Below are 16,324 nucleotides of genomic sequence, written 5' to 3' on the forward strand. Positions count from 1 at the left end.
CCAACAGACTTTAGCCCACGGAGCCGATGGGGGCCTACATGAATTCACCCACATCAGCACGTCACAGGCATCGGTCAGGCATTTTTGAGGACATCGCTAACTAATGCCTCCGCCTCCTGTTGTACTTCTCGGAGGTGTTCTTCCCCTCGGAAGGACTCGGCGTAAATTTTGTATTTGTCTTCAGTTCCCGAAGGTCGGGCCGCAAACCAGGCGCTTTCGGTGGTGACTTTGAGGCCGCCGATGGGGGCGCCGTTGCCGGGGGCGTTGGTGAGCTTGGCGGTGATGGCTTCGCCGGCGAGTGTGTCAGCTGTCACTTGTTCCGGGGAGAGGTTTTTCAGCACAGCTTTTTGCTCGCGGTTGGCCTCCGCATCGGTGCGCGCGTAGAAGGGCGCACCATATTCGGCGGCGAGTTCGGCGTAGCGCTGGGAGGGCGTCTTGCCGGTGACGGCGGTGATCTCGGCAGCCAGCAGGTCCATTATCAAACCGTCCTTGTCAGTGGACCAGACGGTGCCGTTGTGGCGGAGGAAGGAGGCGCCGGCGGATTCTTCGCCGCCGAAACCAATGGTGCCGTCGATCAGGCCGGGGACGAACCACTTGAAGCCGACGGGGACTTCGACCAGCCGTCGGCCCAGGTTGCCCACCACCCGGTCGATCATGGAGGAGGAGACGAGGGTCTTGCCCACGGCGGTATCCGGCGACCAGCCGGGGCGGTTGCCAAAGAGGTACTCGATGGCCACGGCGAGGTAGTGGTTCGGGTTCATCAGCCCGGCGTCGGGGGTGACGATGCCGTGGCGGTCGGCGTCGGCGTCGTTGCCGGTGGCGATGTCGAATTTGTCGCGGTTGTGCACGAGCGAGGCCATGGAGTCCGGAGAGGAGCAGTCCATGCGGATCTTGCCGTCGGTATCTAAGGTCATGAAACGCCAGGTGGCGTCGACGAGGGGGTTGACCACAGTGAGGTTGAGGCCATGGGCATCAGCGATCGCACCCCAGTAGTCGACGGAGGCCCCGCCCATGGGGTCGGCGCCGATGGACAGGCCGGAGCCGCGAATAGCGTCGATATTGACCACGTTGGGCAGGTCGGCGATGTAGGTGTCCTGGTAGTTGTAGCGCTCCGCGCGGGGGTCGAGCACGCCCGCCACTGCCACCCGAGATACTCCGTCGAGCCCGGCGCGGAGGTAGTCGTTGGCGCGGGCGGCAATCCAATCGGTGGCGTCGGTGTCGGCCGGGCCGCCGGAGGGCGGGTTGTACTTGAAGCCGCCATCGCGGGGCGGGTTGTGGGAGGGGGTGATGACGACGCCGTCGGCCCGCAGTGGATCGGTGCCAGTGACGCCACCGGCGAGGCCCGCATTGTGGGCGAGGATGGCGTGGGAGACGGCTGGTGTGGGGGTGTAGCGCCCACGATCGTCGACAAGCACGGTGATGTTGTTGCCCAGCAACACCTCCAAGGCGGAGATCATCGCGGGTTCGGAGAGGGCGTGGGGGTCGCGGCCGATGAAGACGGGGCCGCCAATGGAGTTGGCGCGCCGGTAATCGACGATCGCCTGGGTCGTGGCCAGGATGTGATTCTCGTTGAAGGCCGTGTCCAGGGAGGAACCGCGGTGCCCGGAGGTGCCAAAGGCGACCTGCTGGTCGGGGTTTTCAACGTCGGGGATGCGGGTGTAATAGGCCGTGACCACCTCGGCGATGTCGATGAGGTCCTCGGGGCGGGCTAGCTGGCCCGCGCGCTCGTGTGCCATCTTGGGTGCTCCTTCATGGATGAGGCAGGGATTAACCCACATTGTCGTCCGCCGGTCTCGCTCGCGCAGGGACGGATCAGTAAGCGGCGACGGATCACCCCCGCCAGGGGGCAGGGAGTGAGTACTTTGGATTGGATTATCACAATTATATGGTGATCCAGCTCACCCGGCGGTACTTTCTATCCATGGAATCTTTGCAGAATCTCCTCGACACCCTGGGCGGAATCGTCTGGGGTCCTTTCTTCCTCATCCCTCTCCTGCTGGGCACGGGTCTTTACCTCACCATTCGCCTCGGCGGGATTCAGTTCTTCACCCTGGGTCGCGCGCTGCGCCACGGGCTCATTGATAGATCTGATGAGGGCGGAAAGGGAGATATCTCCAACTACCAGGCCCTCACCACGGCACTGGCCGCCACGGTCGGCGTGGGCAACATCGTCGGCGTGGCCACGGCGATCTCCGTCGGCGGCCCGGGCGCACTGTTTTGGATCTGGGTCACCGGCCTTGTCGGCATGGCATCGAAGTACACCGAGGCGTTCCTCGGCGTGCGCTTCCGCACCACGGACGCCAAGGGCGAGCAGTCCGGCGGCCCGCAGTACTACCTCAAGCGCGGCATCCAGGGCCCCGTGGGCAAGGTCCTCGCCTTCTCCTTCGCGGTGTTCGCCGTCATCGCTTCCTTCGGCATCGGTAACCTCACCCAGGCCAACGCCGTCTCTGCGAACTTGGAGCGAACCTTCGGCCTCGACACGTACGCCTCCGGCGTCATCATCTTCGTTCTGCTCGGCGCCGTCCTCCTCGGCGGCATTCAGGCCATCGGCCGCGTCACCGCTGCCTTCGTGCCCATGATGATCATCATCTACATCCTCGGCGGCATCACCGTCCTCGTGCTGGAGGCCGGCCAGATCCCCGCCGCCATCGGCCTCATCTTCACCGACGCCTTCACCGGCACCGCCGCCACGGGTGGCTTCGTCGGCGCCGGCATCATGTTGGCCATCCAGTTCGGTGTCGCCCGCGGCATCTTCTCCAACGAGTCCGGCATGGGCTCCGCCGCCATCGCCGCCGCCGCCGCCAAAACCTCCCACCCGGTGCGTCAGGGCCTGGTCTCGATGACGCAGACCTTCATTGACACCCTCATCGTGGTCACCATCACCGGCCTGGTCATCGTCACCTCGGGTGTGTGGGACCAGGGCCGCGCCACCGCCGGCACCATGACCGCCGAGGCCTTCTCCACCGTCCTGCCCGGCCAGTGGGGCGGCACGATCGTCTCCCTGTCCATCATCTTCTTCGCCTTCTCCACCATCCTCGGCTGGTCCTACTACGGTGAACGCTCGCTGGAGTCCCTGGTCGGCCGCCGCGGCACGGTCCCCTACCGCATCATCTTCACCATCATGGCGTTCGTCGGCGCGACGGTGCAGCTCGAGCTCGTCTGGTCCTTCTCCGACCTCGCCAACGGCCTCATGGCGCTGCCGAACCTCATCGGCCTGCTCGTCCTGTCCGGGCTGGTCGCGCGAGAAACCAGGGCGTACCTCAAATTCGATCCGAAGTTGCGGGCCTCGCCAGAGGATGTCGCAGCGTTCCTCCGCGCCCAGGGCAGCGACTGGAAGTAACCTGTGACAGGTGATCCCTGAACCGCTCGCCGTGGGAATCGGCGCCGCCCTCGGCGCCCTCCTCCGCTTCGCTGCCCAGGGAATCCTTGGAGCCGGGATGTGGCCGCTACTCGCGGTCAATCTCCTCGGCTCCTTTCTCATGGGTCGCCTCCGCCCGGGGCCCTTCTGGGGCACCGGGGTGTTGGGCGGTTTCACCAGCTTTTCGACGTTCGCGTCACTCACCCTCGCCCCCTCCCTCACCGTCGGCGCGGCCTACGCCGCGCTCACCTTGATCGGGTGCGTCGGCGCGTGGCTGCTCGGGGACCTGCTATGAGCACCGCGGTGGCACTCGTCGCCGTCGGCGGCTTCCTCGGGGGACTTGGGCGCTGGGTGTTGTCTCGGTGGCCCGGCGGGCTCGCCGGGACCTGGACGGCGAACGTGCTCGCCTGCGTGGTGGTAGGCGCGGTCGTCGCCAAGCACGATGCCCACGCCCTGCTGTGGGGAACCGGCTTCGCCGGGGCACTGTCCACCTGGTCCACCCTCGCGCGGGAACTGGGTGAGCTCATGACAAAGCGCCACTGGCGCACAATGGTGATGTACGCAGCAGCGACGCTGAGTGCCGGTCTCACCGGCGTATGGCTGGGATCCCTAGTCTGAGATCGCATCCAGCGGCGGAGTTTTCGCCGCCCGATTCGCCGGCCACACCGCGGCGAAAATACCCACGATGGCGGAACCGCCGAGCATCCACGCAACCATGTTGTACGGGACGGAAATAACATCCAGCCCCTCGTCCGAGAGGACCTTGAGGAAGGCCCAACCCAGACCCAGGCCGATGAGCACGCCCATCACCGCACCGAACACGGCGATCTGCACCGCCTCGAGGGTGATCATGGTGCGCACCTGACGGCGCTGCGAACCCACCGCGCGGAGCATGCCAATTTCTTGACGACGCTCAATCACACCCAACGTCAGCGTATTCACAATGCCAAGGATCGCGATGATCACCGCGAGCGCCAGCAACCCGTAGAGGATATTGAGCATCTGATCAATGGACTGACCAGCCTGGCTCGCCATCTCCTGCGCGCTGAGCACCTGCATGACGATGAAGCCCTTGACGGCCTCCTCCAAATTCGTGCGCAGCTGCGCATCATCAACAGAGCCGTCGCCGTTGACGCCGACCATCTGCACGCTGATCGCCGCCTGGGGCACAATCTCCTTCGCCAGGTCAGTCGAGATCGCCATGTTGGAGATCACGTTGTTCGGCTCGAAAATGCCGATGACCTTCGCCTCGACGGTGTTGGCAGAAATATCCGGCGAGCTGAGCTGCAGCGTATCGCCGACCTTCCAACCCTGCCTATCCGCGAAGTCCGTCGTGGCGATGATGCCAGGGTTGTCCTTGAGGTTGACGTTGCCCTCGCGCATCTCCGCGTGCGCCATGTCCTCCAAGTTGCCATCGAGCAGGAAGGTCTGGAACTGCGGGCCAAAGCCCATAGAGAACCCCGTCTCACCGGCCTTAATCGGCGCCATGGACATGGTCACCACCTCGCCGACCCCGGCGGTATCGCGCACCGCATCGGGCACCGCCGCCGGAACCGGGAAGCTACCATTCGTCGGGCCCTGCAGGACGTAATCGGCGGTGACGTTGTTCTCCACGACATCGGAAATCGACGTCTTCATCGTGTCGCCCAGCATGCCGATCGCCGTCACCAGCGCCACACCCAGCGTCAAGGCGAAAGCAGTGGTCGCGGTACGCCGCGGATTGCGGCGAGATTTCGTCGACGCAAGCTTGCCGACGGCCCCGAACGGCACACCGATCACCCGCCCCAGCGTGGGCACGATCGGCAAAGAAAACGCCGGACCGGCGAAGAAGAAACCAACGATCACGCCGAATGCGCCAATACCAACGAGAATCGCGCGCGTCGACGTCGACGAATCTCCCAGGAGGACGCCAGCCAGAGCCGCAACAGCGCCGAGCAGGATGAGCACTACACCCACGATGGTGCGTGCCGTGAGCGACTGATCACTCGACGCCTCCGTCGACCGCATCGCCTCCACCGGACGGATCGAGCCCGCCCGACGGGCAGGCATCCACGCCGAAATGATGGTGACGATGGTGCCAAGCACGACCGGAACGGCCACCGACGACATCGATAAGCCCAAACCCGAATCCGGCATCGGCATGCCACGAGACGACATAATCGCCTTGATCACCGCGACTAGACCCATGCCAGCGACGACACCCAACGCCGAACCCACGACACCGACAACGCCGGCCTCGAAGACCACCGAACGCGTGATCTGCTGACGCGCCGCACCCAACGCCCGCAGCAACGCGAACTCCTTAGTCCGCTGCGCCACGATCATCGAGAACGTATTAGCAATGAGGAACGTGCCAACAAGCAGCGCCACCAAACCAAAGGCCACGAGGAAGTAATTCACGAAGGACAGTGCCCTCGTCATCGCCTCCGACATATCGTCTGCGAGTTTCTGCCCCGTCTCGACCGTGACATCCGGGTACGTGGCCGTCAGATGATCCACCAGCTCCGTATCCGACGTGCCATCTGCCGCCGAAAGAACCACACGGTTGACCGTCCCATCCTCCGTGAAGCGATCCAGGTAAGCACCCTGCGCCATGAAAGCCTGCAGAGACGTCCCCTGATCCAGCTCCGCGGTATAGAAACCCGACACCGTCATCTCATGGCGGGCCTGCGGGTCCACCACCAACAAACTATCGCCGAGGTTGATCCCATAACGCTCGGCGCTCGCCTTACTGAGGACGATCTCATTGTCCCCCGCCGGCTGCTCACCATCGGTCATGGTCAGCGTCTCACCGACCCGCTCATTCTCCGGGTACCAGATCGACAGACTCGACGTACCGCCACCCGTCTGAATAGCAGTCTCATCCGCCCGTGCCATCACCACCGTGGTGCTAGCAATAGCGTTAGCATTCTTGACCATCGGGTCTTGCGCGATCTCGTCCCGCAACTGAGCCGAGATCCCATTCATGCCCTCGCCGGGCTGAACAACAGCATCCACACCCTCGTACGCACTGCTGACCGCCGTTTTAAAGGTCGTCGACAGCGAATTCGTGAACATAAACGCACCCGAAATAAACGCCGTACCCAACACCACGGCCAACACCGTCAGTGCCAGACGCAATTTATGGGAAGCAATATTGCGCAGGCTCACCCTGCGCATAGTGGAATTCTTGGAAGCCATAAAAACAGCCGCCTAGCTTTCGATGCCGGCCATGTAGGCCAGGATCTCATCGATCGCCGGATTGTGCAGCTCCTTGACAAGACGACCATCCGCCAAGAACACCACCCGATCTGCATAGGATGCAGCCTTCGCATCATGCGTCACGATAACCACCGTCTGATCATCCTGATCCACAGCCGTCCGCAAAATGTCCAACACTTCGCGCGAAGAATTCGAATCCAGGTTGCCCGTCGGCTCATCACCAAAAATGATCTCCGGACGAGACACCAGGGCCCGCGCACACGCCACGCGCTGCTGCTGGCCACCCGACAACTCCGCCGGACGGTGCGTCAACCGATCAGCCAACCCCAGGCGACCCGTGATCTCATCGAACCACTCCTGATCAACCTGACGACCAGCAATATCCGACGGCAACGTAATATTCTCCGCCGCCGTCAACGTCGGAACCAAGTTAAACGACTGGAAAATGAAGCCCAAGCGGTCACGCCGCAACGCCGTCATCTCCTTGTCCCGAAGCTGAGACAAATCCGTATCACCGATGAACGCCGAACCACCCGACGCCGAGTCCAACCCAGCCATGCAGTGCATCAGCGTCGACTTACCCGAGCCCGACGGGCCCATGATCGCCGTGAACTGATTCTTCACAAACGACACGTCCACGTGATCCAACGCAGTCACACTGGTCTCGTCCTTGCCGTACTGCTTAAACAGGCCCACCGCACGGGCCGCAGCCGGAGGGACTTCGCACTCTCCATCGTTGGGAAGCTCGTCCTTGTAGTGACGGGGGGCGTTGCTGGTGTCGCTGGTATCGCTCGTCTCGCGTGCCTCGCTTGTCTCGGAGCCCACCTCCTGGGGGATCTCCTGCTCCGGGGTGTTCTGATCAGTCATCGTGAGTTCTGCTCCTCAAAGCAATAGGTCATACACATGTGCATATTGTTCTCGCGCGTGAATCTAGCCCAGACGGGATTCAACACTCCATCAAATCTACTGGAGGACGCCAAAGAGCCACATCAGGGAACTCCCCCATCTTTCCTTCTCGGCGCCTCGATGTCACGTTGAGCCGACTCCGAGGGGCTCGACGGCCAGGTGGTAGTTGTCCCCCAAACCGCACGACGGGGCTATTGGCCGCTCGCCCTCTGTTGGCGTGATACCACGGCCAGGGAAGGGTTCTTTCGCCCGCCCGAACGCCGAGCTGCGTAGCTTCACTGCTCACACGCGCCTATTCCCCACCATGACCTAGAACCACCCACCTCCGTTTTGGTGTGGGCATGCCAAAGAGGGGGTCCCGTAGCTCCGATATCCTCGGCGCTACGAAACCCCCTCTAGGGTCTAGCTCACTATTGTTAAGTTTTTAGTGTCGGCGGTAACCTACTCTCCCACACCCTCCCAGGTGCAGTACCATCAGCGCAACCAGGCTTAGCTTCCGGGTTCGGAAAGGGACCGGGCGTTTCCCTGCTGCCATCAACCACCGACACACCCACCAGAACAACACCCACCACCGAGGGTGGACGTGTTTCGTTCTGTGACACGAGTGTGCTGTGTCAGACACTGCATAATGGACGCGAACCACCAACCACCCCAACAAGGGCAATCAGATGATCTCATTTTTTTTGTTACGTTGCGTAAAAAACACCCACCAACCACCACAGCAGTCAAATGTGTGTGTGTTTTGTTGGTCTATTAGTACCAGTCACCTCCACACCTTACAATGCTTCCAGATCTGGCCTATCAACCCCGTCATCTACAGGGGACCTCACACGAAACCTCATCTCGAAACAGGCTTCCCGCTTAGATGCTTTCAGCGGTTATCCCTTCCGTACGTAGCCAACCAGCCCTGCCCCTGGCGGAACAACTGGCACACTAGAGGTACGTCCGTCCCGGTCCTCTCGTACTAGGGACAGCCTTCCACAAGTTTCTACGCGCGCGGCGGATAGAGACCGAACTGTCTCACGACGTTCTAAACCCAGCTCGCGTGCCGCTTTAATGGGCGAACAGCCCAACCCTTGGGACCTACTCCAGCCCCAGGATGCGACGAGCCGACATCGAGGTGCCAAACCATCCCGTCGATATGGACTCTTGGGGAAGATCAGCCTGTTATCCCCGGGGTACCTTTTATCCGTTGAGCGACACCACTTCCACAAGTAGGTGCCGGATCACTAGTCCCGACTTTCGTCCCTGCTCGAGTTGTCACTCTCACAGTCAAGCTCCCTTGTGCACTTACACTCACCACCTGATTACCAACCAGGCTGAGGGAACCTTTGGGCGCCTCCGTTACATTTTGGGAGGCAACCGCCCCAGTTAAACTACCCACCAGGCACTGTCCCCAACCCAGATCATGGGCCAAGGTTCAGGTATCCAATCCGATCAGAGTGGTATTTCAACAACGACTCACACACAACTAGCGTCACATGATCACAGTCTCCCACCTATCCTACACAAACCGAACCGAACACCAATACCAAGCTATAGTGAAGGTCCCGGGGTCTTTTCGTCCTGCCGCGCGTAACGAGCATCTTTACTCGTACTGCAATTTCACCGGGCCTGTGGTTGAGACAGCAGGGAAGTCGTTACGCCATTCGTGCAGGTCGGAACTTACCCGACAAGGAATTTCGCTACCTTAGGATGGTTATAGTTACCACCGCCGTTTACTGGGGCTTAAATTCTCCGCTTCGACCCCCACAAGGGAGATCTAACAGGTCCTCTTAACCTTCCAGCACCGGGCAGGCGTCAGTCCGTATACCTCAACTTCAACGTTTTCGCACGGACCTGTGTTTTTAATAAACAGTCGCTTCCCTCTATTCTCTGCGACCACCACCAGCTCAAAAACGAAATGTTCTATCACCAACAGTGGCCCCCCTTCTCCCGAAGTTACGGGGGCATTTTGCCGAGTTCCTTAACCACAGTTCACCCGAACGCCTTAGTATTCTCTACCTGACTACCTGTGTCGGTTTAGGGTACGGGCCATATACATACATCGCTAGAGGCTTTTCTCGACAGTACGGGATCACCACATTCACCCACAAAGGGCTACGCATCACGCCTCACACACATTGAGGGGCGGATTTACCACTCCCCTCGTGCCACACGCTTACACCACAATCCAATAAGTGGCGCGGCTACCCCACTGCGTCACCCCATCACTTGGCTACTACCAGATCAGGCCCCACGCACTCCCACCACCAACCACAGCAAAACTGCAGTCCGATGATGATCGCGGGTGGTTAGTATCACTGATTCACACATGGGCGCACATACACGGGTACCAGAATATCAACTGATTGTCCATCGACTACGCCTGTCGGCCTCGCCTTAGGTCCCGACTCACCCTGGGAAGACGAACTTGACCCAGGAACCCTTAGTCATCCGGCGGATGAGATTCTCACTCATCAATCGTTACTCATGCCTGCATTCTCACTCGCACACACTCCACGCCCCCTCACGGTAACGCTTCACAGCAGTGCACGACGCTCCCCTACCCAACACCCACCCCAAAGGATGGGTTGTTGCCGCGGCTTCGGCGGTGTACTTGAGCCCCACTACATTGTCGGCGCAGAACCACTCGACCAGTGAGCTATTACGCACTCTTTCAAGGATGGCTGCTTCTAAGCCAACCTCCTGGCTGTCTTCGCGATCCCACATCCTTTTCCACTTAGTACACGCTTAGGGGCCTTAGCCGGCGATCTGGGCTGTTTCCCTCTCGACTATGAAGCTTATCCCCCACAGTCTCACTGCCATGCTCAACTTAACTGGCATTCGGAGTTTGGCTGACATTGCTAAGATTGTCGTCCCGCTCAACCAACCAGTAGCTCTACCTCCAGCAAGCAACACACAACGCTGCACCTAAATGCATTTCGGGGAGAACCAGCTATCACGGAGTTTGATTGGCCTTTCACCCCTACCCACAACTCATCCCCTCAGTTTTCAACCTAAGTGGGTTCGCGCCTCCACAAAGTCTTACCTCTGCTTCACACTGGCCATGGGTAGATCACTCCGCTTCGGGTCCAGGACATGCCACTAACAACACCCTCGTTAGGATTCGCTTTCGCTACGACTACCCCACACGGGTTAACCTCGCGACATGCCGCTGACTCGCAGGCTCATTCTTCAAAAGGCACGCCATCACACACAAGAGGTGCTCTGACGGATTGTAAGCACATGGTTTCAGGTACTATTTCACTCCCCTCCCGGGGTACTTTTCACCATTCCCTCACGGTACTATCCGCTATCGGTCACACTGAGTATTTAGGCTTACCGGGTGGTCCCGGCAGATTCACAGCAGATTTCACGAGCCCGCTGCTACTCGGGAAAAACACCAACACACACCACAAGCTATTAACGTACGGGACTCTCACCCACTCCGGTAGGCCATCCCAGACCACTCCCGCTCAACTTGAGATAATGCGCGATGAGGTGACAGCCCCACCAAGATGCATCCCACAACACCGCATGCGCAACCCCTGTCAGGTATCACACACACACGGTTTAGCCTCATCCACGTTCGCTCGCCACTACTAGCGGAATCATTATTTATTTTCCTCTCCTGCGGGTACTGAGATGTTTCACTTCCCCGCGTCAACCTCCACCACGACTATGAATTCATCGTGAGGTGACCACCCATAACGATGGCCGGGTTTCCCCATTCGGACATCCTCGGATCAACGCTTAGTTGTCAACTCCCCGAGGCTTAACGCAGACTCACACGTCCTTCATCGGCTCAGCATGCCAAGGCATCCACCATGCGCCCTTACACAAACACACACCCCACACACCACACACCCACCCCAAAAAGGCAAGCACGCAGCATGCGGAGCATAAAAAACACAACACTATAAGCCCATAGACTCACAGCACAACAAAAAATAAAGATGCTCGCGTCCACTATACAGTTCTCACACAACACACCACCCACCCATCCACCACCCACCCCACAAAAGAGGCACAAGGGAAGTAAACAACATGGATGATCACAGTCGAAACAACAATGTTGTCCCAGACACCCAACAGCATGCCAATGCACAAAAACCTTCAACGCTTGCGACAACAACCACACCATCAACCACACGTGGCATGCGATCCACCCGATTAATAAAACGGCAGCGGGTCAACACTCGTGACCACCAACCACCACCCCACACACCACAACCAGATGTCAAGCAACAACCACAACTGTGACCATCACCCACACCAACGGTGCGCGGGAAAAAAATACTTAAGCTCCTTAGAAAGGAGGTGATCCAGCCGCACCTTCCGGTACGGCTACCTTGTTACGACTTCGTCCCAATCGCCGATCCCACCTTCGACAGCTCCCCCCACAAGGGTTGGGCCACTGGCTTCGGGTGTTACCAACTTTCATGACGTGACGGGCGGTGTGTACAAGGCCCGGGAACGTATTCACCGCAGCGTTGCTGATCTGCGATTACTAGCGACTCCGACTTCATGGGGTCGAGTTGCAGACCCCAATCCGAACTGAGGCCGGCTTTCAGCGATTAGCGCACCCTTACGGGCTGGCAACGCGTTGTACCGACCATTGTAGCATGTGTGAAGCCCTGGACATAAGGGGCATGATGATTTGACGTCATCCCCACCTTCCTCCGAGTTGACCCCGGCAGTCTCTCATGAGTCCCCACCATAACGTGCTGGCAACATAAGACAAGGGTTGCGCTCGTTGCGGGACTTAACCCAACATCTCACGACACGAGCTGACGACAACCATGCACCACCTGTATACGAACCACAAGGGAAACCACATCTCTGCGGCGATCTCGTATATGTCAAGCCCAGGTAAGGTTCTTCGCGTTGCATCGAATTAATCCACATGCTCCGCCGCTTGTGCGGGCCCCCGTCAATTCCTTTGAGTTTTAGCCTTGCGGCCGTACTCCCCAGGCGGGGCGCTTAATGCGTTAGCTACGGCACAGAAGTCGTGGAAGACCCCTACACCTAGCGCCCACCGTTTACGGCATGGACTACCAGGGTATCTAATCCTGTTCGCTACCCATGCTTTCGCTCCTCAGCGTCAGTTACTGCCCAGAGACCTGCCTTCGCCATTGGTGTTCCTCCTGATATCTGCGCATTTCACCGCTACACCAGGAATTCCAGTCTCCCCTACAGCACTCAAGTATTGCCCGTATCGCCTGCACGCCCGGAGTTAAGCCCCGGAATTTCACAGACGACGCGACAAACCACCTACGAGCTCTTTACGCCCAGTAATTCCGGACAACGCTCGCACCCTACGTATTACCGCGGCTGCTGGCACGTAGTTAGCCGGTGCTTCTTATCCAGGTACCGTCACCACCCCCAAAGGATGGCTTCGTCCCTAGCGAAAGAGGTTTACAACCCGAAGGCCGTCATCCCCCACGCGGCGTCGCTGCATCAGGCTTGCGCCCATTGTGCAATATTCCCCACTGCTGCCTCCCGTAGGAGTCTGGGCCGTATCTCAGTCCCAATGTGGCCGTCCACCCTCTCAGGCCGGCTACCCGTCGACGCCTTGGTAGGCCATTACCCCACCAACAAGCTGATAGGCCGCGGGCTCATCTCGTACCGAAAAAACTTTCCACCCCCCACACTAAAGGAAGGTTATATCCGGTATTAGACCCAGTTTCCCAAGCTTATCCCGAAGTACGAGGCAGATCACCCACGTGTTACTCACCCGTTCGCCACTCGAGTACCCTGCAAGCAGGGCCTTTCCGTTCGACTTGCATGTGTTAAGCACGCCGCCAGCGTTCGTCCTGAGCCAGGATCAAACTCTCCATAAAAAAATTTCAGAAGAAACAATTCAAGGCAGAGCCCAAATTCCCAACCAAAAAACAAACAACCAACGATTCAAAAATAAATCATCAACTGCTCACACCCACCCCCACACCCGACGGGGCAAAACAAGAGGTGGGCTTAAAAAAATATACGACAACGATTCACATCACTGCACGCACCGGACACACTCACCACCCACACACCCCCACCACACAGGCAAGAGTCATGCACATGGCGCGTTATTTACCGTGGCACCCGATCCAAAAAAAGGTACCACCCGGCACACACCAACCACACCCACCAACAACACGCCGGCAGGCACAGCTGGCCAACAGCACAATCATCATCACAAACAAAAGTACATTGGCACACTATTGAGTTCTCACACAACATCACCACACCCCTACACACCACCTACCACCACAGGGGGTAGACAATATGAGCAGATGAGCTAGTGAAGATATTTGGTCAGGGCCTGTTTTCCTCTCGCCGGCACGCAATCCAGACTCTCTTCTCAAGTGTCTGTCTGCGGGGCGCTGTCGGTCGCGCTGACCTGATTAAAGTTACACACCCACACAGACCAACACAACTTCCCAGGTCACGCCACAAAAATCGCAGGCTCAATGAGGGCTAGAAAGCACGCTCAATGTTCGCCCCGAGCTGCTGCAGCTGCTCGACAAATTTCGGGTATCCGCGATCGATGTGGAAGACATCGTGGACGGTGGTCACGCCGTCGGCTACCAGGGCCGCCAGCACGAGGCCAGCCCCAGCTCGGATGTCGGAGCTCCACACCTCAGTGGAGGAGAGCTGATCAATGCCGTGCAGGACAACGTGGTGGCCGTCGACTGTGGCGTTCGCCCCGAGGCGTGCCATTTCGTCGACAAAGCGGAAGCGAGACTCGAAGACGTTCTCGGTGATGACGCTCATGCCGTTGGCAATGGAGGAGATGCCGATGGCCATGGGCTGCAGGTCGGTGGGGAAACCGGGGAAGGGCAGGGTCTGGTAGTCGACGGCATCGGGGCGTCGATTCATGCGAACCCGGAATCCGTTCTCGAAGGTCTCCACGTCCGCGCCAGCCACCTTGAGCTTCGACAGCGCGAGGTGCAGGTGGCGGGGGGCGATGCCACCGACGGTGATATCGCCTTGAGTCATGGCGGCGGCGTAGGCCCACGTGCCTGCGACGATCCGGTCGCCCACGACGGCATGTTCGGTGGGGTGCAGTTTCTCCACGCCGTCGATAGTGATGGTGGAGGTGCCCGCACCCTCGACGATGGCGCCCATGGAGTTGAGCATCTCGCAGAGGTCGACGATTTCGGGTTCGCGGGCGGCGTTGTCCAGGACGGTTCGTCCCTCGGCGAGCACGGCAGCCGTCAAGATGTTCTCGGTAGCTCCCACCGAGGGGAAGTCGAGGGAGATGTGCGCCCCGCGCAGCTGCTCCACTTCGGCGACGACGGCGCCGTGAGAGATCCGTGTGGTGGCGCCGAGCTTTTCCAGTCCGGACTGATGCATGTCGAGGGGGCGGGAGCCGATCGCGTCGCCTCCCGGCAGGGCCACCACTGCCCGGCCGCAGCGGGCGGTCAGCGGCCCGAGGACACACACGGAGGCACGGAACTGACGGACGGCATCGAAGTCAGCGTCGGGAGTCAGGTGTGCAGGTGTGGTGATGCGGACAACGTCCGCATCGATGGACACGGTGCAACCGAGACCTTCGAGGACATCCTTCATCAGTGGGACGTCGAGAATTTCTGGACAATTTGTCAACGTCGAGGTGCCCTCGGCGAGCAAGGCCGCCGCCATGAGTTTGAGCACGCTATTTTTCGCGCCGCTGACTTTCACGGCGCCCTGCAGGCGGGCGCCTCCGCTGACTAGAAATCGTTCCTTCACGGTTCCCGAGCGTAGCCGAGTCGCCAGCGTTAAGGCAGGGCCCCAATGCGCCGGGCGGCGTTCACTGCCTCGTAGCGGGTGTGTGCGCCGAGTTTGCGCATCACGGAGCGCAGGTAGGACTTGACCGTTTCGGCGCCGATGCCCATTTCCTCAGCGGCCTCGACGTTCGTGTGCCCGAGCGCCACGCAGGAGAGAACATCAAGTTCACGAGCGGAGAGCTTGGTGGACTGCTTAACGCGGACGGGGCTGACCATCTGGTCGCAGAGCTGCTCCAATTCGCGGCGAAGGAGATCATCTTCCACGCGATTGGCCAGCATGCGCAGCTTGGAGTGGGTGGAGCGAACCTGCTCCCATTCGGCGCCGTTCATGACGCGACCTGCCTTGGAGGAGCCCACCTTGCCGCCATCGAATCGTCGTAAAGCAGAGTTGACTGCCAGTTCCTGCTCGAGGGTGCGGGCGGTCATGGTGACTTCTTCTATGACCTTGTCGCCGAGCCGCACCGGCGAATGGACGCCGACGTAGAGGACGCCGCGGATCTCACGCTTGACTATCACCGGAACCGCGACGATCGAGTGCAGGCCTTCATCTTGGATGGCGCGGTCATTCTCGTGGGAGATGATGTTGGCCCGCGTGTAGTCGGAGACGCCGACGGGCCGACGAGTGCTCACGACGCGACCGCCCACACCGGTGCCGGAATCAATGATGAGGTTTTGCAGCGCCGGGGTGCGCAGGCCGACCCAGTGGGTGATTTGTAAGCGGTTGTCCGGCAACAGTGAGGCGTACATGGTCACCGGAATTCCGGTGGCGGTTTTGAGAGACGTCAGTGCGGCGCGGACCGCTTCGTCATCATCTTTGAGTCGCTGTGCATCCATGGGGTTACCCTCCTGCGGGGACACCCGTCTAGGTGTACCCGGGGTACACCTAGCGGTGGCCACTTTCTGCTTCAATTGGGCATTATAACGCCGCAGCGGGGGTAATTTATAATCACCACTCCCCAGATAGCGCCATTGAATGGACATTTCGAGGTACACGGGGCAGGGGTGCAGGCACCGGGACGCCTTTCACCCCCGCTAGCCCGCTAAAACTGTCCGGTCTAAATCCTACATACCGTGCTGTCTAGTTCGATGGTGTACAGTCTAGGTACAGACCGAATCC

8 protein-coding genes and 3 rRNA genes are annotated in these 16,324 nt (G+C 59.8%); 3 read left to right on the forward strand and 8 right to left on the reverse strand.

The genetic code is table 11. From position 1 onward, the window contains the following. Positions 1-74: 74 nt before the first annotated feature. On the reverse strand, positions 75-1,736 hold the full coding sequence (gene pgm, locus CTEST_RS10875) for a phosphoglucomutase (alpha-D-glucose-1,6-bisphosphate-dependent) (RefSeq protein ID WP_047253748.1): 1,662 nt from the start codon (positions 1,734-1,736) through the stop codon (positions 75-77). 185 nt (positions 1,737-1,921) lie between these two features. Between pgm and CTEST_RS10880 the strand changes: the two genes are divergently transcribed. From CTEST_RS10880 to CTEST_RS10890, 3 genes are read left to right on the forward strand one after another with little or no spacing between them, the layout of a single operon-like run. Next, complete coding sequence (locus CTEST_RS10880) at positions 1,922-3,340, forward strand: alanine/glycine:cation symporter family protein (RefSeq protein ID WP_047254422.1); 1,419 nt, start codon at positions 1,922-1,924, stop codon at positions 3,338-3,340. Between the two features lie 13 nt (positions 3,341-3,353). Beyond that, entirely contained in the window at positions 3,354-3,653 is a 300-nt protein-coding gene (locus tag CTEST_RS10885; RefSeq protein WP_047254423.1) for a fluoride efflux transporter family protein, read from the forward strand. Further along, positions 3,650-3,976, forward strand: a complete 327-nt coding sequence (locus tag CTEST_RS10890) for a fluoride efflux transporter FluC (RefSeq protein WP_047253749.1) — start codon at positions 3,650-3,652, stop codon at positions 3,974-3,976. The genes CTEST_RS10885 and CTEST_RS10890 overlap by 4 nt, the downstream gene beginning before the upstream one ends. Here the strand turns inward: CTEST_RS10890 and CTEST_RS10895 are convergent. The 7 genes from CTEST_RS10895 to ramA form a co-directional block, all read right to left on the reverse strand. Next, positions 3,968-6,538: an ABC transporter permease gene (locus CTEST_RS10895; protein WP_047253750.1), complete on the reverse strand. Its 2,571-nt coding sequence runs from the start codon at positions 6,536-6,538 to the stop codon at positions 3,968-3,970. The genes CTEST_RS10890 and CTEST_RS10895 overlap by 9 nt on opposite strands. Positions 6,539-6,550: 12 nt before the next feature. Continuing rightward, positions 6,551-7,426: an ABC transporter ATP-binding protein gene (locus CTEST_RS10900; protein ID WP_083985588.1), complete on the reverse strand. Its 876-nt coding sequence runs from the start codon at positions 7,424-7,426 to the stop codon at positions 6,551-6,553. Positions 7,427-7,893: 467 nt separating this feature from the next. Next, a 5S ribosomal RNA gene (rrf, locus tag CTEST_RS10905) occupies positions 7,894-8,011 on the reverse strand. Positions 8,012-8,198: 187 nt separating this feature from the next. Further along, positions 8,199-11,296, reverse strand: a 23S ribosomal RNA gene (locus CTEST_RS10910). 464 nt (positions 11,297-11,760) lie between these two features. Beyond that, a 16S ribosomal RNA gene (locus tag CTEST_RS10915) occupies positions 11,761-13,290 on the reverse strand. Together the 16S, 23S and 5S rRNA genes form the textbook arrangement of a ribosomal RNA operon. A 625-nt stretch (positions 13,291-13,915) precedes the next feature. Then, entirely contained in the window at positions 13,916-15,169 is a 1,254-nt protein-coding gene (gene murA / locus CTEST_RS10920) for a UDP-N-acetylglucosamine 1-carboxyvinyltransferase (RefSeq protein ID WP_047253751.1), read from the reverse strand. Between the two features lie 29 nt (positions 15,170-15,198). Then, entirely contained in the window at positions 15,199-16,041 is an 843-nt protein-coding gene (gene ramA / locus CTEST_RS10925) for an acetate metabolism transcriptional regulator RamA (RefSeq protein ID WP_047253752.1), read from the reverse strand. Between the last annotated feature and the right edge of the window lie 283 nt (positions 16,042-16,324).

The organism is Corynebacterium testudinoris, from assembly GCF_001021045.1.
Lineage (GTDB): Bacteria > Actinomycetota > Actinomycetes > Mycobacteriales > Mycobacteriaceae > Corynebacterium > Corynebacterium testudinoris.

Coding starts and splice junctions, on each gene's coding strand:
- CTEST_RS10900 (WP_083985588.1), bottom strand. CDS start 7,426: ATGACTGATCAGAACACCCCGGAGCAGGAGATCCCCCAGGAGGTGGGC.
- pgm (WP_047253748.1), bottom strand. CDS start 1,736: ATGGCACACGAGCGCGCGGGCCAGCTAGCCCGCCCCGAGGACCTCATC.
- CTEST_RS10895 (WP_047253750.1), bottom strand. CDS start 6,538: ATGGCTTCCAAGAATTCCACTATGCGCAGGGTGAGCCTGCGCAATATT.
- ramA (WP_047253752.1), bottom strand. CDS start 16,041: ATGGATGCACAGCGACTCAAAGATGATGACGAAGCGGTCCGCGCCGCA.
- CTEST_RS10880 (WP_047254422.1), top strand. CDS start 1,922: ATGGAATCTTTGCAGAATCTCCTCGACACCCTGGGCGGAATCGTCTGG.
- CTEST_RS10890 (WP_047253749.1), top strand. CDS start 3,650: ATGAGCACCGCGGTGGCACTCGTCGCCGTCGGCGGCTTCCTCGGGGGA.